Raw genomic sequence first — 21502 nt, 5'->3', positions numbered from 1 at the left:
CTGAATAAAAATGTATTGAATTCAGATTATGTAAAGGATACTACGATAGAGTGTACATGAGGTGAAAGGGTGACTGGCCCATCGGGCAATTTTCATTATCGAGAGCATTTGCGCACACCGGCCCGCCCTGCATACGCCGCAGTACACGCGTCATTAGCATTCCTATTTATAGGTCCTGGGAAGAGTCTAGGCTTCCTCCCTGCTTTTTAAAATATACAATAATTGTAGTTTGACAGTGCCTGGTGGTTTAGGAGAATAGGGTATTCCGGCTTGGTTTATTTTTTGAGACTGGATAAAATTCTGGCTACTTTTCTAGCCTGAAAATCAATTGTTCAGGGCTGCTCCAGGAACATGGCATATCGTTTGTAATCCTTAGGGTCTCTCTTCAGTTACAGGATTGCCGGGGTGGTTAAACAATTGAATCCAGTGAATACGCCGTATGCTGTGTGTCGGGTACGGTTTCTAGCCTCCGTCATTGACTAACAACATGCTGCTGCACCAGGCGTTTTTCCTGGCGAATGGGGCGCGATTGAGGGGGGTGGGCATTTACCCATTCTGGATTACTCCGAAATAGCCAAGCCTCAACGCACTTCAAATATGCTGCTATCTGGTTACCCTTCTTGCCAAGGGATAGAAATCTGTATATAAATACAGTTTTGGTGGACCCATAAAGTAATCTGCCATGGCCCGCAACAGGGCACAGCCTCAGAGGGGCATCAGTTTGACTCAGTGCATCGAAGAATATGATACCGAAACAGTGCTTTGTTGCACGCTGTTATTAGCGCTTGTCAAGCGGCATTTTCCCGCACCACTATGGGCATAATAGGCACTGTGAATCCGTTCACCCCCAGGCTGAATCTAAGCAATCAGGTCAAAATATGCCCAAACAACCTGGGGCAGAAATGCAATACCGATGTATTCGAAGGTATCACTTGTCAGTCCTTATCCCCCAACTTGTTTTTGCCTCTATCCAGATGCCGTCAGGACAGTTAAGACCACTAAAAATTGGCTTGACCCCCTAGGTACTCGGATGCAGATATAACCTTTTTTTCAGTTACGGCGAAACCGCAACACTTCTAGATCACATTGGAGATTGAAGCATGAACAAACCTGGTTCCCCCAGTCTATTGTCGCGTTTGCTTGGGCGAAACACAGGTAACTCCTCGCCCTTTGCCGCTATATTTTCCCATTTGGATCAAATTGAAAAGGGCTTGTCGGGTAAACTGGCCACCTATATCGAGACAGGGGAGGGCCGGACTGTTCTGGCAACCTTGCAGGCGAATGAACCCGCGGTTGATAAGATTGTGCGGACTCTGTCTTCAGGTGATTACAGTGCGTGCTATGCCAGGAGCAAGCAAGAAAATACTCTTTTGTTTCAGTTTCCTGGTAATCCGGAGGGTTTGGCACGGTATATTGAAGCCCTGTATTGGGGCTGTGAGTCCAAGGGGAAATATTATGTTTATGGCTTTGAGGACGCAAAGATACCCCCGCTGGTTGTGGAAATAATTGGTCGGTTTAACCAAGACTTTCAGCCAGACAGCAACACGTTTGAATCAACCACACACAAGGACCTTATCGCGGCCACAAAACAGCTTGGCGGGTGCCCGGCACACCTGGTGGTTGCCATTGCCTTTGGTCACCTAAAGTTCACATATCAAGGTGTATCACTGGAGCAGTATTTGATGGAAGGTGATCCCGCCGGGGTTATTGAAGGGTTCATGTTGATAGACACTTCCAAACGTGTGAGTGCTATGCCAAAGCTACTCAACTATACGTCGGCCACCAATCCTGCCTATCTGGATTTTCTCTTTAGGCAAATGGCTGCGGGCTCAGCCAGGCTGCGCGAGGCAGCACGGGTGGCTTTGGCCAGGCATGACCCGGATTTGGTGCAGAGCATGGCCACAGATGGGTTGACCAGCAGTAAAGCTGCTGTGCGCAAGACGATGGTGCAAGTGTTGGGTAGCCTCGGTGGTGAAAGTGCGCTTGCGGTGTTAAAAAAACATCGAGAAGAGGAAAAAACACAAAGTGTTTTGGCGCTCATTGACCAGATGGTGGCGATTGCGCCGGCTCATGAAAATCTGGATTTGGACAAAGGGGCTTATCTAGCTGTCGATGGCACCAGAGTGGACATTCCACCTATGCTTGAACTGACAGATGATGGTGCGCCAGTGCTGACGGCCGAGGATCTGGCAGAGCTGAAACAGCGTGAGCAGGAAGATTATGACACCAAGTTGAAACGGTATCGGGAGCGTGGCGAGAGGACCTGGATAGAGAAGCCCACTCACCTGAAACGGGCGCAGGTCGTGTTTGATTTGTTTACAGGGAAGATCCCCCTCAAGCCCCATGGGCCGAACAGCCCGCAGGATTTGCCGACGCATTTTATGGACCTGCGGCTTTTCGCCGATTGGCTGCAGTCCGCACTGGGCAGAATCCCCTCTCTGCGGGCGCTCAGAATATGCTTCGCTTATGACCAGAATTTCACTGCGGTCTTTCACGGCTCCGGTTGGCCTCCGCATCGCGATCGGGCAGCCTGGCTTACTGAAGCCATGGCAGAAGGTGTGTTCGATCTCCGCCACCTGGTTAAAGAAGCCGCTGCGTTGAATGTTGTTATCAAAAATCACCGGGCCGAGATTGTGGAATTGTCGCCGGCAGGTTTGATTGAGAGTTACTGTGCGGACACTTCTTATGGCCTGTCCTGGGCCACATCAACGGCTGGAATACACGGCGCCTGGCCGTTATTTGCCGAGCATCTGGAGTTGATCGCCAGCTTTTTACCGCCGGTGAATACGAATGCCTACCAAAATGAAAAGGCTTTGGCGCTTCTAAAACAGCTTCCCAAACTTCCGAAATCTTTACTTCAAAATATTTTGTCTGCCGCCATTGGCGAAAGCTGCTCTGTGCGTGAGATGGCCCAAGAGCTGCTTAAAGATGCGCCAGACGTGGACGAAACCCTGATTGCGACGCTGGTTGACAAGCGCCAGACAGTTCGGGGCAACGCCGCGCGGTTCCTGGCTGACCGTGGCACAAAAACTGCTGTGCCGGGGTTGGCCAGGCGGCTGAAGACTGAAAAGTCTGACTTTGCCCGCGCCGAAATGATTTCCGCCATTGCCCGGCTTGGAGGCGACACAGCACCGTATCTGGGGCGGGAAGCGCTGCTGGCCGAAGCCGAAAAGCTGGTTGCCAAATTGCCCTTGGGTAAATTGGACTGGCTGGTGCAATCCCAGGCGCCGGCGCTCACCTGGGCGGACGGCAAGCCGGTGCCACCGGTGCTTATGGATGCGTGGTTGCGGCTGGCTCTTAAGCTGAAAGCCCCCGGAGGCAGCCCACTGTTTGATTTGTATTTGGATCAGATGAACCAGGGCGATGTGGCGTTGTTTGCAGAATGGTTGCTGAGCCACTGGATCGCCTGTGATACCGAGGTTGGTTCCAAGGCCGCTGCCAGCAAAGGCATCCTGGCACTGGCCCATCGCGCGCCGCCAGTAAAACTTGGGGCGATGATTGCGGCTTATCTTAAAGATCACGGCGCGCGGCTATCCCAGGCCAAAGCTTTGCTGGAGGTGCTGCTGAAATCCGGATCACCTGAGGCGGTGCAGTTGCTGGTGGCGGTCTCAACCCGCTTTAAGCAACGCAGTATTCAGGAATTTGCCCAGGACTGTGTTCTTAAGCTGGCGGAGGCGCGCGGCTGGAGTGAGGATGAGCTGGCCGACCGCTCGGTGCCCTCCGGCGGGTTTGAACAAGACGGCACCATGACCTTGGCAGTGGGTGACAGTGGCAAGCGCTATACCGCGCAACTCGATTCCAGTTTAAAAGTGCAAGTTTTCAACCCCGATGGGCGCGAGGTCAAGGGCCTGCCCGCAGGCAAGGACACCCAGACCAAAGAGGCCAAGAAGATGCTTAGCCAGGCCAAAAAGACCATCAAAACCGTGACCAGCCAACAAGCTGCGCGGCTTTATGACGGGATGCTGGGAAGCCGCAACTGGCCGATTGATGCCTGGCGCAATGACCTGAACACCCACCCCATCCTCAATCGCCTGACCGAGCGGGCCATTTGGCGCGGGCTGGATGAAGCCGGTGAGATGAAAACCAGCTTCCGGCCGACGCCCGAGGGGGACTTTTTTGATGCTGAGGGTGAAGATGCTGACCTGACGGGGGTGGTGACAGTGGACCTGATGCACAGTGCCCTGATCGACGAGCCGTTAAGGGCTGCTTGGACGCAGCATCTGGAGGACTTTGAGATCACCCCCTTATTTCCCCAGATATCGCGCTCGCTGCAGGTGCTGAGTGAAGCACAAAAGAGCGAGACCGAACTGACAGACCGCAAAGGCTGGCTGATGGAAGCGCTGCGTCTGCGCTCGGCGGCCACAAAATTCGGCTATGACCGCGGCCCGGTTGAGGATGCGGCATCGTTCGACACCTACCAAAAGGCATTTCGCAACCTGGGCATTACCGCACAGCTTCATTTCACCGGCAGCTATATGCCCGAGGAAAATATCCCCGTGGCGATTATCGATATGCAATTTATCCGTGACGGGGATAATTACGCTAATTCTGCACTGCAACTGGGCCAGGTACCGCCACTGCTACTGTCAGAAGTTTGGAATGATCTACACGAGATTGCTGCCTACGGGGCCTTTGATGCCGAATGGGAGCAAAAGGGCCTGTATTCATGAGTGACCACACAAAAGCCGTCCTGCGCCCGGCTGCAGAGACCGTGTATGCCGATCAGCTGGCAGCGCTGGCCACTGACGATAGCGGGCCCCGGCCTGACGGTTGGCAGCGCACGCCGCGCGCCGTGCGCCGTTTTATTATTGGCGACAAGGCGCTGGGTATCGACGCCAAATTTGTAAACGATGACGCCCTTGTGGATCGCTGCATCGTATCGCTGATGGGCCGTCAGGGGCTGATGCTGGTGGGGGAACCGGGGACGGCGAAATCGCTGCTGTCGGAACTGCTGGCAGCGGCGATTTCGGGGCGCTCAACAGCGGTGATCCAGGGCTCGGCCGGAATTATCGAGGATCATTTGCGCTATGGCTGGAACTACGCACTGCTGCTGGCCGAGGGGCCGAGCCCCGGGGCGATGGTGCCCTCGCCGGTACTGTCGGCGATGCAGGCAGGCCATATTGTGCGCGTGGAGGAGTTAACCCGCTGCGCGCCCGAGGTGCAGGACGTGCTGATTTCGCTGATGTCGGAAAAGACCATCACCGTGCCCGAGTTGGGCAGTGAATACGAGCTGCGGGCAAAGCCCGGCTTCAACGTGATTGGCACTGCGAATCTGCGGGATCGCGGTGTGCACGATATGTCCTCGGCTCTAAAACGGCGATTCAATTTTGAGACCGTGCACCCCATTGCCGACGCCGGATATGAAAAGGCACTGGTGGCGCGGCAACTCAAAGAACGAATGGCTGAACATCCCCAGGCCACACTGCCAGACAGCGACGTGCTGGACTTACTGGTGACCGTCTTTCGCGATCTGCGTCTGGGCAGACTGGAGGATGGCACCATGGTGGCTTCGCCCAAGGCGGTGATGTCCACCGCTGAAATCGTGAACCTTGCCCATGCGGCCACGCTGGACGCCACCTATCTGGATGGCGGTACGGTGGCAGGTGGGCACATAGCCCGGCAGTTGCCAGGCGTTGTATTCAAAGATGTGGCGGAAGATGCGCGTAAATTGCGCAGTTACATCGATTTAGTGGCTCGCGACAGAGCCAATAAATCCACGGTATGGAGGGATTTCTTTCATGCCGCCCAACAAGCCCTGGCGCGTATTGAAATAGGTGATTAAACCTGTGGTTGATACTCCGCTCATTACCCGCGCCGAGGCTGAGGCGGCACTGTTTGACACACGCGGTGGAAACTGTCTTTTTGCACCTATCCGGCACCACTCGCCCGCGTGCGCCTGGATGTTGCGGGCCATGCTCGACGACTGCCGGCCCGAGGTGATCCTGATTGAGGCCCCGTGCGATCTGGCCTGTCATCTACCGCATTTAACCGCCCCGGATACGATACCACCGGTCGCGATTGCCACTCTGGGGGCTCGCAACGGGCAAGAGGCGCGGGCGGTGCGTTATTTCCCATTCTCGGAGCACTCCCCCGAGTTTGTGGCGATTACCCATGCCAAACAAATCGGGGCTGAGATACGGTTTATAGACCTGCCCGCAGGTACCCGGCTTGAAGGGGAAGCAGAGGCGCCTGTATTTCAGTCAGAAGCGCCTTTTGACAGCGCTACATTTATTCGCGCCACTTGCACCAAGCTCGGCCTGCGCGATGGGGCTGAGTTGTGGGACCACCTGTTTGAAACGCGTCTGGGGCAGCGCGACTGGCGCGGCTTCTTCGCCGATGTCTACGCCTATTGCCTGGCCCTGCGTAAAACGACAGCGCCGGAGCTTATCAACAGCGACGACACCCTGCCGCGCGAGGCCGAGATGCGTGCCCATATCGCCCTGGCCGAGGGCAAGCGAATCCTGGTGTTGACGGGCGGATTTCACACCCCGGCTTTGATAGAGAAGGGAGAGGAAACCCCCTGCAAAGCACCGGAGGTGGAAAGCTATCTGATCAGTTATGGTGAGGAGGCCCTGGATGCCCTGTCGGGCTACAGCGCCGGGTTGCGCTATCCGGGCTGGTATGCGGGCTTGTGGCAGGCGGCCTGCGCGGCGGGAGGCCCGCCGGATTGGTCCGCCCATGCCCTGGAAGTAGGCACCGGGTTTGCCGGTTTGATGGCCCGGGAAAAACGCCGGGTAGCCCTGCCGCAGTTGGTTGAAATGCTCGCTATGGCTGAAGGTCTGGCGCATTTAAAAGGCCGCCACGCGGTGCTTTTGCCGGACCTGTTCGACGGTATGCGCAGCGCGCTGGTGAAAACGGCATTCGGTCCGGGAGAGCCCTTTTCGGAGCGTCTTCATCACTATCTTCGAGGCACCAAGCTGGGACAAGCGCCAAAATCGGCCGGCCAGCCCCCCATTGTTGCAGACGCCAGGGCGAGAGCCGAAGGCGCACGGGTGAATATATCGGACAGCGTGAAACGGACTAAAAAACTGGATATCCGGCGCAAGGCGGCGCACAGCAGGGCATCCCGGTTCTTTCACCAGATGGGGCTGTTAAACGCGGGTTTTGCCGATCTGAAAACCGGCCCTGATTTCGTCACAGGTAACCGCATCGACCTGTTGTTTGAGGAGTGGGTCGTGGGCTGGTCACCGTTCGTTGAAGGGGCGCTGATCGACGCGGCACGACTTGGGGCGACTGTGCCTGAGGCGGCGGCAAACCATTTGGCCGAGCGACGCGCGGCCCTGTATGAGGCTGGCCGGGGCAATGATCTGCGCGCGCATCTGGCATTGTTATTACTGGGTCTGAGTGCCGGGCTGGGCTCGGAACTGGTTGGCCTGAGGGCTGAACTGCAGGAGGCCGTCACGGTCTCGGCGGACTTTGATGGGCTGGTGCAGATCCTTTTTAAACTGCAGGCGGTTAGCATTCCCGGCGACCCGTTATTTGACCAGGAGATGCCGGATCTTTCCGGGCTGCTGGGTGCGGCGTTTGAGCGCATAGTGTATCTGGTGGATGATTTGTCACAGACACCGGAAGAGGCACTGCCAGCGCGCATAAAGGCACTTGAGACTGTCGCGAGTGTACTGCGCGGGCCCCATGCCCAACGCTTGGATGGGGATCGATTCAGCAATGCTTTGGCACAGCTTTTAGAACAACAGGGCTGCCGGGCAATGCTTGCGGGGGCGGTGGCGGGGTTGCTGGTGCGCGCGGGTCTGCGCGCACCGGAAGTGTTGGCAACGCGGTTGCAAGGCGCCCTGCTTGGGATTGGCGGCGCCGCTGAAGAGCGGGTGGCGGTGTTGAGGGGCCTGTTGATGACCGCGCCGATGTTGCTTTGGCAAAACCAGCGGGTACTGGAGGCGGCAAATGCAGCGATTACGAGCCTGGACGAGGAGGCTTTTATTGCCGCACTCCCCGCGCTCAGACACTGTTTGACACAACTGAATCCTCATGAAACCGACCGTCTCGCAGAGGAACTGGCGACACTATTGGGGGTGCAGCCGGGCAGTATGACAGGCGCGACAAGTCGTTTTAGTGAAGCAGAGACCACCCGTGCATTAATGATTGACAGCGCCATGGGCGCTCTGCTGGAGGCCGATGGACTCACCCATTGGCAGTGCAACTGATGCGCAGTCCACAGGAGAAGTGGCGGTTGCTTCTGGGAAAATACGCCCAGCAGCGGTTTGGCGACTGTCTCTCCAGCGCGGACAGGCGGCGGGACGCCGCGTTGGATTACCTCTATTCGCGGGAATATCAGCAGCGCGGTATCAAACCCGCCAGCGTGGGCGGCGGCGCAGGCTCGCTGGAACCGACGCAGCTGCACGCGCTGGATTGGCTGGCGGAGGTGAGAGACTTATTTCCCAATACGGTGTTTGAGGTGCTGCAAACTGAGGCAATAGAGCGCTATCAATTGGCGGATTTGCTCAAAGACCCACAGGTTTGGGCGCATCTGGCGCCGGACGCCAGCTTGTTGCGCACACTGTTAACCTACCAGGACCGCGCCGACCCCGCCATGCAGGCCGAGCTGCGGCGTGTGGCCAAAAAAATTATTGACGAGATTTTGCAGCGGCTGCGGGCCAAGGTGGTGCGCGCGATGAGTGGACGGCGTAACAGGCACCAGCGCTCGCCCATGCAGGCCTCGGCAAATTTCGATGCGCGCGCCACGGTGCGGGCCAATCTTGAGACCTGGGACGGCGAGCGCAAACGCTTGCTCGCCGACCAACTGGTGTTTATGAGCCGTCAAAAGCGGCACCTGGATTGGACCATTGTGCTGTGCGTTGACCAGTCCGGCTCAATGACAGAGAGCCTGATCTTCTCAGCCCTGATGGCCGCGGTTTTGACTGGCCTGCCGGGGATCAAGGTCAAGATGGTGCTTTTTGATACCTCGGTTGTCGATGTCACGCACCAGCTGGATGACCCGCTTGCACTGCTGCTATCGGTGCAGCTTGGGGGGGGGACCGATATCGGCAAAGCGCTCAGCTATTGTGAAACTTTGCTTGAGCAACCGAGCCGCACGATACTGGCCCTGGTGTCGGATTTCTATGAAGGTGCGGGGCCCAGGCCCTTGCTCGCCAGTGTTGCGCGACTGAATGAGGCGCGTGTTCGGATGTTGGGCATTGCGGCACTGGATGAGAGTGGGCGGGCGGATTTTAACCGCCATATCGCTGAACAACTGGCGGCACTGGGGATGCAGGTTGGCGCTATGACGCCGGAAAATTTCGCCGACTGGCTGGCAGAGGTGGTGAAGTGAGCGCGCTTGCGAATTTAGTGGCCGCTTATGACGAAGCGGCGCTTGTGGCGGTTTTGTCCAAGGGTGCGGTGATCCGGGCCCGCAGGGAGGTGGCCGCAGGCAAGGTTCCCATTCAACAGCTAGACGGGAATACCGCCAGCGTTGATGTGGATGGCGTAACGCTGACGCTGGATGGCAAGGAACTGGCTGCCGCGCGCTGTGCTTGCCCTGCGGTGGGATTGTGCCGCCATATTGCCGCCGCGGTTTTACATCTCCGCGAAGCAGCACCGGCAGCGCCAACTGAGCTTCTCCCGCCAGCCGCGATCCTCACCCTCGAAGGCGTGGAAAAATTTGCCGGTAAAGACTGGTCCCACGCCCTGGCGATGACCGATGCCCCTGTCAGCATTGCTGCTGAGTCCAGTACCCTGGTCAGTTTTGTGGAAACCAATGAGGTTGTCACCTTTCCCGCCGGGTTGGCCTTGAACAAAGCCCTCTATAAAGGACCGAATGCCGCGCGAAAAAAGCGCGCCATCGCGGCAGCGGCGCTCATACTGCTGCGCAATAAGGGCCAGGCGTTGCCGGAGCGGGTGATTGATGAGGCTAAGGCCGTCAGCGTTGAGGTGTTGGAAGCCGCTGTGCAGGCATTAGCCCAGGCAGCGCAGGCACTGTCTTCGGGCACGGTGGCGCTGGCGCGGGATCGATTGTTCTCACTGGCGATCTCTACCCGTGCAGAAGCTGTGCCGCGTTTGTCGGCTGAGCTGCGCGCACTGTCGCAGCGATTGGACCCCGAACGGTTGCGCCGTGCCGAGGAAAAGCCGGTGGATTTGTTCTACGCCATGGCGCGAACCTTTGCCTTAACCGAAGCGTTGCGGATCACTCCATCAGACCCGGCATTGATTGGCGTTTTGGCGCGTCACTTTTCGCCCTCGGGGAGGCGGCGGCTCGCCTTTCTTGGCGCCGAGCATTGGCGCACAGCCTCCGGTGCGCGAGGTTTGACAAACGTATTCCTAAATCTCGAAACGGGGCGGACACAGCGCGCAGTCGAGGCGCGGGGCGCCGGAGTAGATTTGCGGTTTCGGCCCCAAGACGCTTGGGGTTTGCCACTCTGGTCGCTGGCTTCACCTGCAAGAATGGCCGGGAAAGAGATCCTGTTGGAGGACGCCGCCTGCGCCCCTGACGGCAATTTTGGGTTGACCCAACAGGCGGTGTTCGGGCCGGGGGCGGTTTCCCTTGATCGGCTGGAAATAACGGGTGCCGTGGTCGGGGATTGGGACCAATTACCGGAGCGCATCGACGAGGACCTGGGGCGCGGTTTGCGCCAGCGGGTTGGGGAGATGTTCACAATCCTGAAGCCTCACACGGTCGAAGTGCCCAGCTTTGATCCGCTTCAGCAGCGCCTGGTCTGGACCTGGCAGGATGCACAAGAGCAAGAAATTGTATTGAATTTGCCCCCGGATACAGCCTCTGGCATGGATGCCATCACCTCGGTATTGGGACGGGTTGTTGCGGGGCTGGTAGCGCTTTCCCCGCAGAGCAACGGGGGCAGCGGGCGGGTGATCGCGCTATACCTTTCGGGCCAGGACGGCGGCTGGCGCTCGCTACAATTCGAGCGGCTTCCGGAACTCAGCGGTTTGCGTGGTGTGATGGAACGGTTCAAGGCGCGCGCAGTGCCCCGATCTGTAAGTACGCTGGGGGCAATGCACCCATTAAGCTTATTCTTCGAACGTATGGCTGAGGCGGTTTTGGCCAGCCTGAGTGGCGCCAGGATTTCGAATCGGCTGCGTGAGGATGCCCGAGCCTTAGGCCAGACGCACGTCTTGTCGATGCTGGAACAGATGGATGCCGCCTCAACCACGGCCCCCAAGCCGGCGACTGCTCTGCGCCTGGCTTACCTTTTGTCAGAGGGTGCCCGATTATCAGACCGCAGCATGTGTGCCGAGAGCTGAAGGTAAAGACTGAATTTTAATGAAAGAGATGGCTACTTGCGCACCAGTAGAAGGTCGGTTTCAGTATGGTCTGTGTAGGGGAATTGGTCGAACAGAGCAAAGCGCTTGATGCGGTGTGTTTGGCTTAGCAGCTCTAGGTTCTCCAGTTGAGTTTCCGGGTTACAGGAAATATAAAGGATTTGTGGGAAACGGGCCACCATTGCACAGGTATCCTTATCCAGGCCAGCGCGTGGAGGGTCCACCAGTACGGTATTAAAGTTATAGCTGTCCAGATCGATATCTGCGAGACGGCGAAAGGGGCGAACCTTGTCTATGGCCTGTGTAAACTCTCCGCTTGATAAACGCACAATATTGAGGTTGAGGACACTGTTTATGCGAATATTTTCCTGGGCGGAATTCACTGAGACTTTAGATATTTCGGTGGCCAATACTTTCTGGAAATTTTCGCTCAAGGGAATGCTGAGGTTGCCATTACCACAATACAGTTCCAGTAGGTCGCTAACGCTATTGCCACAGGCATTTTTGGCCCACTGAATCATCGCGCGGCAGATCTCACCGTTGGGCTGGGTAAAACTACCTTCCACCTGTTTATACTGGTATTTTTTGCCGTCGATCTCCAGTAACTCGGTCACAAAGTCCCGCTCCAGCACGACCTTTTGTTTACGCGAGAGGCCCATGATGGAGATGGGAATAGTTCCGGTTCTAGACTGGTAAATTCTCGATAAGCTTCACTCTGGCGCTGGGCCTTCCGGTGTAGCTGGTCTTGATACTCTTTGGTGTTAACGCGGTGCAGTGCCGTATTAGAATACAGTAGTCTCAATACGACAGCGGTGTAAAAGGCTCAAGTCATTCAGTCTTTCTATTAGGTTGGTTCTGTAGTAGCGTACTCCCCGGTTTCTACAGGACACCTGGCACTCTTTCATCACTATAACTCTCCAACAAAACTTTAACCAAACTCGGACGCACCTGCTTGATCGACTGATGTTGGTCATGGCTGTCTGCTACATTCCGGGTATGGTGATTATGAGCGTCCGCACCTATGAAGTCGGGTGGACCCCCAACAACACCGTCAGGCTCGTCTTATACTGCTTCTTTTTACTGTTGATTTTCTATCGAAAACGCATCCCTTACCTTGCCCGGGCGAGCCTCTTCGTGGGCCTGTGGTGGTTAGCTTCAGCTATTGGCTTCTTTCTATCAGGCCCGCAAACTGACGCCAAAAGTGTACTCATTCTGATCACCATGATAGCCATGTTGTTGTTGCCGGTGCAGGTGGGGCTTTTTCTCATTGTGCTAACAGCACTGACCATTGGGGCGGTCGGCGTCGCTGTGGTTGGTTGGGGGTGGAGCTTCCCCATCGACTTTGAGACTTTCATCCAGCAACCGAGCACCTGGGTGCTGAGCGCCTATAACCTAAGCATACTCGCTGGCATCGCCGCCTACACCGTATGGAAGATGATCGACACTTTGCGCCGTACCCTGGAGCAAAGCCGGCAGCGGGCAGAACAGCTGCAAACTGCACGGGAGACGGCTGAAGCGGCAAACCAGGCTAAGAGTGTCTTCCTAGCCAACCTAAGTCACGAACTGCGTACTCCATTGAATGCCATTCTCGGTTTTTCGCAATTGTTGACCGCCGCACCCGATCTGCAACCGCGTTACCAACGCCATGTCAAGGCGATTCAAGAGGGGGGGGAACATCTGCTGGTACTGATCAATGACCTTCTCGACCTGGTACGCATCGAAAACGGCCGCGTGGAGCTGCAATTGACGGCATGGGAGCCCAAGCAGCTGTTTCCAGATTTAATCCGCCTGTTTCAGTTGCGCGCTGATAACAAGAAGCTCTCCCTCAATCTGGTGATACCAACCACCCTGCCTGCAGCGCTCGTTTGCGATATTCGCCTGCTGCGCCAGGTGCTGATCAATCTGCTGGGAAATGCGATAAAGTTCACCGACCACGGCGGCGTGTCGCTGGAGGTAACCTATAGCGATGGCCTGCTTACCCTTTCGGTTACCGATACAGGGCCGGGGGTTGCCGCCGATGAATCTGAGAGGATCTTCGAGCGATTCCATCAAGTACACACTCAAGGCGGGGTGGAAGAGGGCTTGGGATTGGGCTTGAGTATCAGTCATCGGCTGGTAGAGATAATGGGGGGAACACTCGATGTGAAGAGCCGGGTCGGCGAGGGGAGTACCTTCCGATTCAGTATTCCCGTCCAGCTGGAAGCACAGCACCAGAATATTAACCGCTCTACCTCGGTTGCCCCCGCTACCGGCAAGGTCCCCAGAATCCTCGTGGTGGACGACGTTAAACCCAATCGCACCTTATTGGTAGAGTTGCTCAGCCCATTGGGGATTCTGGTGGATCAGGCTGAGAGCAGCGAGCGCTGCCTGGAGCGGGTGGACAATCATCCGCCGGATCTGATCATCATGGATCAGCGCATGCCCGGGTTGGATGGTTTGGAGACGGTGGCCATTTTGAGAGGGAGAGGACTCCAGACACCCGTTGTTATGATCAGTGCCTCCAGCTTTGCAGCCGACCGAGAGGCGAGTCTACAGGCTGGTTGCCAGGCTTTCCTGCCCAAACCTTTCGAGTTGACACAACTCTTGGAGATCCTAGTGGATCTGGATATCATGGTGGCCGAGGCTGAACCTTGTGTTGCTGTTACACAGAGCGAACAACTACTCAACGTGGCAGATGCAGTACCCTTGGTCGATCAGGCCCAACTTGACGGCCACTGTCGCGCCCTGCCACCGTCGACCTTTAGAGCGGTATTGGAAGAGTTTGAGCAACACAGTGCCACCTATCATGTTGCTTTGGTCGAAGCCCTGAGCCAAAACAGGCCAAAGGCGATAACGCACAGCGCTCATCGTCTCGCTGGCGTGGCGGCCATGCTGGGGCTGAAAGCCCTGCATCTTGCTTGCGATCGAATTGAGGCTGAAGCCACCACCATGAGTGAATCGCAAGCGCGACAGGCTGCGGTTGAGCTTTCGGAGCTATACCAGACTACCATCCAAAGTTTGCGGGATTATGTGATCGATATCCCCAATGACGACATTGAGAAGCGTGATCATGCGGATATTATTGGTTGAGGATGAGCCGGTGAACCGCTCGTTGATTGTTGAGTATCTCAACAGCCAGGAACATCAGGTCGATGCCGTGGGCACTGGTGAAGAAGCCCGGAAAATCTTTTTCTCGCGCAAGCCCGACATCGTATTGTTGGATATTCTGCTACCGGATTGCGACGGACTCGCACTGATCGATACGTTCCGGCGGTCCAATCCCAGGGTTGGTATCATCATGATCTCGAAAAAGTCTGCCCCCGTGGACCGTGTGGTTGGCTTGGAAATGGGGGCAGACGATTATCTACCGAAACCCTTTGAGCTGCCGGAACTGTCAGCACGGATCAAGGCTTTAAAACGCAGAGATCGCCTGCTTTTGACTGAAGAGAGCGGATACTACCAATTCAATCATGCCAGCCTGGATTTTGGGGCACGATCTATCCGCTACGCGGATGGAACCAGTGTAGCCTTGAGTGACGGGGAGTATCGTGTGTTGGCGGCGTTAACCCGGGCATCCGGTAAAGTCGTACCGCGCGATCGTCTGCTCAACATCCTGCGGACCGATGGTGAAATTGGCTCGACCCGCAGTCTGGATGTCATCATCAGCCGCTTGCGGACCAAGCTGAAACATAAACAAGAGCAGCAGGTGATTATCACAGTGCACAGGGTTGGTTACCGCATTGTCGAAACAAACCGCGAGCCTTTGCTGGAAAATAGCTGATAGCAAAACGCGCTCTCTTGCAAGACCACTCCCCCCAAAACGCCGATGACTCGGTCCACATCCGGCTGACCCACCTGCCGCCTTAAGTCACTCTCTGCGAAAAAGCACCCTGCGGCGAAAACACCGTTGAACACCTCACAACACTGCGTAAGAAACCCCCTTACGCAGCCAGTCATACACATTAACAATTCATTAAGAATTGAACGTAAGACTCATTTAGGAACAAGCGTTAAAGTTCTGAGCCATCGAATTTGAACCAGAAGCCAGGCCCCAACTTTCAGGGCCTGTGTCTATGCCAACTTTGACGAAACCCGGATTTAGCAAAACGATGTCTGCGACCCGTTGAACGACATCGACAGGGAGTCCGCCCAGCTGTATTCACAACCTGACTAAAAAGGAAAACAGAATGTCATATCAGGAATCCTCTATATATCATCTCCCAGATACACCAAACGCAAATAACACAGGTGCAACTGCGGTATTTGACGGTAGCCTCTACTATCTGGGTAACATGAACGGTAATCATGCCATCTCTGAATCCAAGGGTGCTTTGGTAGACCTGAAGTCCGGTGATTTCGGCTCATTGACTCAATCGAGAGAATGGCAAATCAAGACAATCAAAACCGCAAAGGGCACCTCTTTTTACACGAGACATGCGATCTCAGCCGTTGTGTCGGAACTTTATCTGTATTTGCTTTGGATCGACAATGCAGACAATCAGACTCTTAAGCTGTCACGTAAATCAAAAGCTGAAGCTATCGATGGTTTTCAAGGAACAGGAGAGTGGTGCGAGCCCATATCGTTTAAGTACGGGAAAGATACCCCAGACATGCTCCGATCCTGCTGCATCACCAGGCTCCCGAATCAATCTTTACTGATTGGTTGGCAAGAGCAGGATGGCAAGACCATGCGGTTTTCCGAAGTGGACATCGAACAGCAATTGAACGATGGTGCTCAAGAGCTAACTTTGAGCAACCCTTATACGATGACGGGGGGAGAAAATGAACAGAAATCAACGCTTGGCAGTCAAGTCACTGCATGTGGTTTCCTTTGTCTCGGGAAAACCTATGTCGCTACCGGGCAGCATGAAGACAACGTAGCTTGGATCACTATTTTTGAGCACAAGGGTGAAGAGCTCTCTGATGGTGACTCTGCCGTTATCGACCTTGACGGAGGCTTGCGAGGCGTTTATGCAGCGGTAGACCCTATAGGAAACCCCAGATTCTATTATTGTCGTAGCAATGATAAAGATGTGGTATTTCGCAAGTTAATTCTGAATGATCCCGAAACTAATAGTGATCTCAGTAACATTGTCGGCACCTTGACACCTGAGACATTGGTATGGAATAACCCTCATTCCTCTCAAAAGATGCCTTTGGCTTCCTTCATCGTCGGCAGCCCCTACAAAGAAGTCGATGGTAAGAGGCAGAGTGTACCGGAAAATAGTCCGGCATTAGAAAGTTCAGATAAAGACGAATACTATTATGACATCTACGAGAACATCTTCGTGGTCGATGATCACATTAAGGGGAAGTACTCAACCTATGGATCGCTTCGCCGTACGGACGCTGCTGAAATCTATAACATCTCAGATACGACAGGGACCTATGGAAAAAGCCAATACAATATTTCTTCTTTAGTCGTTCGCGCACTCTTTGATTCCCCGATGCCATTTCCACAGTCCAACACTATGGATGCCCCTGACGCCGACTATGCACGTCGCTCTCACGGTTCCATTCATTACCTCAGTGAAAAAACCAGCTCTCGAGAAGTTCAGCACGCGGTGATGGGAGAGATGGGAGTCCATTTTCTGGCTAAAACGACAAAGGGTATCGGTCCATATATTGACCTTCAAGCCGGCTTTGGTCTATCGGGTAAATGGTCAGAGGCGGTGAGCAATCAAGCCCTGGATGAAATCATCCATACAACACAGACGGATTATGAGGGCAAAGTGGTTCCGGACGGCACGGTATTTTGCTATGGCACTGTGATGGTCCGAAACGACGTTCACATGCTTGATAATAATGGCAAGCTGGACACAAACTCGCCTTCGATTGTATCCATTGTGCCGCGCTATACACAGGCGGTCGATCTCGACTTTACGAGTTATTATGTGACACCTGGTGACTTAACCTCGTATACCGAGAACGCGATCAATGAAACAATGAAACAGTTGGAAGATCAGTTGAATGAGCGCATAGACGCGCGAAATCAGGCGATCGCGGATGGTGAGTATGACCCCAACCAAAAAGGCGGGCCTATGGCTGGCATTCTACCTCCGGGTATGGATGAATGGCCATATGCACCATGGGGAAGTGACTATGTCGGAAAAGTTCTCCGACCTAACCAGGTGGCTCCCAAAAATGCCAACATCGCATGGACAGAAGCGTCTGAACAGGTGAAAACTTACACCGGCAAAACGACCAAGGGAACCGAATTTGGCTGGGATGTCTATGCCAAAATTACAGCTGGCGCGTCCGGAGGAGAAGCGATTACTTTTAATGGCGTGGGTGAAGGTGGGTATGTCGAGTTTACTGGATCAATTGGTGCCAAATATGAGGGCAGCGTCAACACGGTCGATGTCAGAGGTCAGGTTCTTCAGGTGGATCCACTTGACGTACCAGCGCCGATACAAGACGACGATGTTAGTGAATACGGCTTTCAAGTCATGATACTCAAGCCCAGCAAACAGTGGGTGGATGAATTGTGGGTTTTCTGCGATGACCCCGAGCTCCAGGCGAAAATCAACACAAACTCTAAACCGTTTCGCGTTGCCTACCTACTCTCCTACGGTCAGTGTAAGAATGGAAAAAGTATCACTTAGTAAGGTAAATAGAGACCCTTCTCTCGGTTTCGCAGATCGAAGACGATGCGAAGGGTCTTAGGTTCCATTTAACAACCATATCAACTGAACTGTAGTAGTTTAGGCTTGATCTGACAGTTACCGGTTTTTCTGACGGTGGTCTGTCAGGTCAGGTTCAGTTCACGAACTTTTCCATCCAGATCTTTTTGCCATCTTCAAGCGTTTGTGCAGGCGTACGGCCACAGCACTTCTTGCCTTGGTGGGTTCGTTCATTATTGTAATAATTGAGCCATTCGTCCAGATCCATCTGTAGCTCCTCCAACGAGCCATAAATCTTGCGTCGTAGTGACGGCTGATAAAACTCCTGCAGAATAGTCTTGTGAAATCGCTCACACAGATGGATGCCGCCTCGACCACGGCCCCCAAGCCGGCGGCTGCTCTGCGCCTGGCTTACCTTTTGTCAGAGGGTGCCCGATTGTCTTAAAGATTTCCTGAAAGCCGCCAAAGAATGCGCCCCAATGCGCTACTGGTATTGCTTGCCAGACAAACACGACCATTGACTGCGCGTTGCTCCAATCTTCACCAAATACCCCATCGGTTTTTTTATTTTATACCCTTCGGCAATGCGGTATGGCTTCCCTCCTGCTTTACTGGTCTATGAGAGCGGGTAATCCCCGCACACGCCTGTGCGGGGGTTGATGGGAAACAGGAAATATCGCGCTAGGATAGGAGCCCGTAAATTATAAAAATACACCCATGGTAACGCAGAATCCCAAAGCTCGATGGTGATTACTCACTGCCCTCATCAGGGATTTGAAACAGCGCTCCCAGGTTAATAGACCCGTGTTCAGCGGGATCTTGAGGGTTGTTGGTGCCAGGGTTTCCGGGGTTTAGATTCGATGCCGTATCGTCGGGAGGAAACAGGACCAATGTTTGCAGGAATTCTCTCAGCTGAGCCTGCTCATCATCACTCAACGCAACGTAGGCGTTTCGGGATTGCGCCGCTTCACCGCCGTGGCGCCGGATAACCTGGTCGAGATTGATGCTGCGTCCATCGTGTCCATAGGGACTGCTCGAACCAACTCCCCATAGGGGCTCGGTCATAAAGTGTGTTACCAGGGTGCCGTCGTACTCACGCTCATGAAAGGCGGGCCCCAGGTCATGGCGTTTTAAATCCGAAAAGAAGTTTTTGACTACAAACGGTTCCTCTTTGGGTAGCAACAACGGATAGGTATCCCCATCATCGACCGCGATAAAACGCGTTGAGGCAGTGGCAAATAAATCGTTGAAGACAGCGTTGAAAGGGTCGTACTGGGTTTCCACATCGGCGACCCGTCGATCGGCATTGATCGTAAGTTGTTCCACATGACAACCGGTACAACCAATAGTCTCCATTAATTCATACCCAAACTGTGACCGACTGGTAAGCCTGTATTGACCCGGCTTAAAGTAATTCAGTAAATAAAATTCCAAATGATCAATCAGTGCAGCGTCAATCTCATTGGTTTTGCCATCACCGTCGGGATCGTCGCTGATACCGCATGTTGGTGGCCGTTCAAAGGTGTCCTGATCGGGATCGAAGTGGAACCCCGCGGGGCTCACCAATGCCTGAGGGTTATTGCTATCAGTAACAGCACACAGGATGGGGTCCACGGCCTGTAAGCCCATTTCATCCTTAAAGGCACCGATGGCAAACTCGCGAATAGTGACGGTGCCACCTTGGGCAAAGAAAGGCCGAATGCGTAAATCTTCGTTAACCCCCTGTACATCGCTGGTATCCAGGCTGCCATCAGAAAAAGCGGTGATCGTGCCGAAGCCGACCCCTTTTGCCAGCAGGTTTTTGATCACAGTACCTGGACCCTGGCCGGGTATTGAGACAGTCGCGCGCCCATAGCTGATAAATGTGATTTCATCATTGGCGGTTTTTTTGTTATTGAACCCCCCCAATACCACCGTGTGGTGTCCCGCCGACAGATTTCGGGTCAGCGTGGTGGTTTGTATGCCGGTACTCATGTCGCCGCCACCGTTCCCGTTCCCCCTCAGTGTTGCAAGTACCGTCTCCTGTCCATCAATGGCAATAATTGCGCTGGAAATTTCGTCGCTTTCATATTCCGAGGTTTGGATAACGCGAAAATCGAAATCAAACGTGACCTCCGCAGCCTGGGTCAGGGTAAAACTGGTTTGCCAGCCCCCAGACATTTCTGTAATGCTCAGGTTATCAATACCACCCAAAGTGGTCACAGCACGGATATCGCCACTATCGCTGATCAGTTGTCCGGAGCTATAGGCGGGTTGATTGGTGCCGAAAGGGTCTTCTACAAACTGAAACTCTCCAGATCCCGCTTCAAAATCCTCCTCTATAAAAATCTGCCCGGGGATGCCGTTCATGGCTTCATCTATTGCATTGGCCCTGGTGGCACGCAATTCAGATGTCATTTCATCGCCGAGTTGTTCAACAAGCCCCAGGCCAAACAGGTGGGGTGCATCCCGGCTGTCGGGTCTGGTTGCAACATCACCGCCAAAACCGGCTGCGCCTCTGGGTCTGCCATGGCAGGCGGCACAACTATCGGTTAAGCCCGCACCCAACGCACGCATTGCGGTTACATCGCCGCTGGATGATGCATTGACCCGCGGCCCCAGGCCTTCGGTCATGGAAAATTTACGCTGGAAAAGCTGGCGTCCCCGCCGTATTGAACGGGCGGGGTCACGCTTGATCAAATAGATTGACGAGCCGGGGATGTTGTCGGCGCCTTGACCGGTTCCGATCTGTTGTAGTAATGATTTTTCTATAGTGCCACCGGGCGCATTGATAGCGTTGTTTTGATTCACCAATGTTTTATCGAGCAGTTGAGCAAACGTGAGTGGGGTAAATGCTGTACATAAAAGTAACAGTACCAATTGTTTGATACGCATATCAAAATTCTCCTCAATCCATTAAGGCAACGCGTCGGCTGTTAGCGATCACGCGCTTATATATGACTAAGGTACGGCTGTATCCTTAATACAGCGGAGTTGGAATTCCTGTATGCATCGCTAATTGCGGGCCTATTGAATGATGTGTTTTTGTTGCATGAGTTGGTATCAATAGCTTTTATTATCTAAGTAATTCTCAAATCTCCTGTAATCAACAGGAAGTACCTGACGCCTACCGTGATACGGTACAGTGGCGGCAATAAAGAGAATAAAGTGAAATTGACAACCCCTCTTACCCCAACCGGTACCGGTATTCAAGAGGAAGGGTTCCCTTTGGGCGCAGGATTTAACGTTTATTCCGGGAGATGAGCACTCTTTCCCCTTGATCCGCTAGTAACAACGCGCTTTTTGGAGGCACTGGCCGGATTTTAGAAAATAATGTGTGGTTATGGCCTTGCGTACCTATTTACCCTTATCCTTACCCGTTCCCCTTACCCTCGACGGCGAGCATTTCTACCGGATGCGCCCTCCGTGCCACCCGTCCTTGCCAAAGGGGGGTTGTGTGTTGATCCAAATGGCTGCACCGTCAGTTGCCTTGGTCTGATCACACAGAGGCGTCTGCGAGCGGTTTTTTCGCAGAGAGCAAGGATGCGTTCTCCCGTACCCCGATGTCGTTTATCAAAGAAGGCGGCGATAAGGCTGTTATTTGTAGCGGTAGCCTATTCAGTAACAGACCATTGGACCCATCCTGACACTATCTGTTTGCAAAAGGGCAGCCGACTGCACGGAGGATAAGCGAT

10 protein-coding genes and 1 pseudogene are annotated in these 21502 nt (G+C 54.3%); 8 read left to right on the top strand and 3 right to left on the bottom strand.

Going from position 1 to position 21502, the window contains the following annotated elements; translation table 11 throughout:
- Positions 1-1100 precede the first annotated feature (1100 nt).
- Genes Q1A48_RS06360 through Q1A48_RS06340 form a run of 5 tightly spaced genes read left to right on the top strand, consistent with a single transcriptional unit; the run spans position 1101 to position 11208 of the window.
- Entirely contained in the window at positions 1101-4670 is a 3570-nt protein-coding gene (locus tag Q1A48_RS06360; protein ID WP_299942553.1) for a DUF4132 domain-containing protein, read from the top strand.
- Positions 4667-5782, top strand: coding sequence for an AAA family ATPase (locus tag Q1A48_RS06355; RefSeq protein ID WP_299942551.1), 1116 nt, complete (start codon positions 4667-4669; stop codon positions 5780-5782). The genes Q1A48_RS06360 and Q1A48_RS06355 overlap by 4 nt, the downstream gene beginning before the upstream one ends.
- A gap of 4 nt (positions 5783-5786) precedes the next feature.
- On the top strand, positions 5787-8159 hold the full coding sequence (locus Q1A48_RS06350; protein ID WP_299942549.1) for a DUF5682 family protein: 2373 nt from the start codon (positions 5787-5789) through the stop codon (positions 8157-8159).
- Positions 8159-9283 (top strand): VWA domain-containing protein, encoded by a 1125-nt coding sequence (locus tag Q1A48_RS06345; RefSeq protein WP_299942547.1) that lies wholly within the window; start codon positions 8159-8161, stop codon positions 9281-9283. Before Q1A48_RS06350 ends, Q1A48_RS06345 begins: the two co-directional genes overlap by 1 nt.
- The gene (locus Q1A48_RS06340) at positions 9280-11208 is read left to right on the top strand and encodes a hypothetical protein (protein WP_299942545.1); all 1929 of its coding nucleotides are present in this window, start codon (positions 9280-9282) and stop codon (positions 11206-11208) included. Before Q1A48_RS06345 ends, Q1A48_RS06340 begins: the two co-directional genes overlap by 4 nt.
- A gap of 32 nt (positions 11209-11240) precedes the next feature.
- Here Q1A48_RS06340 and trmA read toward each other — a convergent pair whose 3' ends face one another.
- Positions 11241-11885, bottom strand: a complete 645-nt coding sequence (trmA, locus tag Q1A48_RS06335) for a tRNA (uridine(54)-C5)-methyltransferase TrmA (RefSeq protein WP_299942543.1) — start codon at positions 11883-11885, stop codon at positions 11241-11243.
- Between the two features lie 313 nt (positions 11886-12198).
- Between trmA and Q1A48_RS06330 the strand changes: the two genes are divergently transcribed.
- The 3 genes from Q1A48_RS06330 (at position 12199) to Q1A48_RS06320 (ending at position 17810) form a co-directional block, all read left to right on the top strand.
- Positions 12199-14295 (top strand): ATP-binding protein, encoded by a 2097-nt coding sequence (locus Q1A48_RS06330; RefSeq protein WP_299942542.1) that lies wholly within the window; start codon positions 12199-12201, stop codon positions 14293-14295.
- Positions 14276-14986 (top strand): response regulator transcription factor, encoded by a 711-nt coding sequence (locus Q1A48_RS06325; RefSeq protein ID WP_299942541.1) that lies wholly within the window; start codon positions 14276-14278, stop codon positions 14984-14986. Before Q1A48_RS06330 ends, Q1A48_RS06325 begins: the two co-directional genes overlap by 20 nt.
- A 406-nt stretch (positions 14987-15392) precedes the next feature.
- Positions 15393-17810, top strand: a complete 2418-nt coding sequence (locus Q1A48_RS06320; protein ID WP_299942540.1) for a hypothetical protein — start codon at positions 15393-15395, stop codon at positions 17808-17810.
- Positions 17811-17964: 154 nt separating this feature from the next.
- On the opposite strand, the pseudogene Q1A48_RS06315 reads toward Q1A48_RS06320, so the two are convergent.
- Together Q1A48_RS06315 and Q1A48_RS06310 are read right to left on the bottom strand one after the other, a co-directional pair.
- Positions 17965-18186 (bottom strand): annotated as a pseudogene (locus Q1A48_RS06315) (integrase core domain-containing protein); the annotation flags it as partial.
- A 392-nt stretch (positions 18187-18578) separates the two neighbouring features.
- On the bottom strand, positions 18579-20702 hold the full coding sequence (locus Q1A48_RS06310; RefSeq protein WP_299942539.1) for a di-heme oxidoredictase family protein: 2124 nt from the start codon (positions 20700-20702) through the stop codon (positions 18579-18581).
- Between the last annotated feature and the right edge of the window lie 800 nt (positions 20703-21502).

Origin of the sequence: uncultured Microbulbifer sp., from assembly GCF_947489355.1 — a bacterium.
Taxonomy (GTDB): domain Bacteria; phylum Pseudomonadota; class Gammaproteobacteria; order Pseudomonadales; family Cellvibrionaceae; genus Microbulbifer.
The sequence above is the reverse complement of the archived record's forward strand: the minus strand, read 5'-3'. Positions and strand labels throughout refer to the sequence as shown.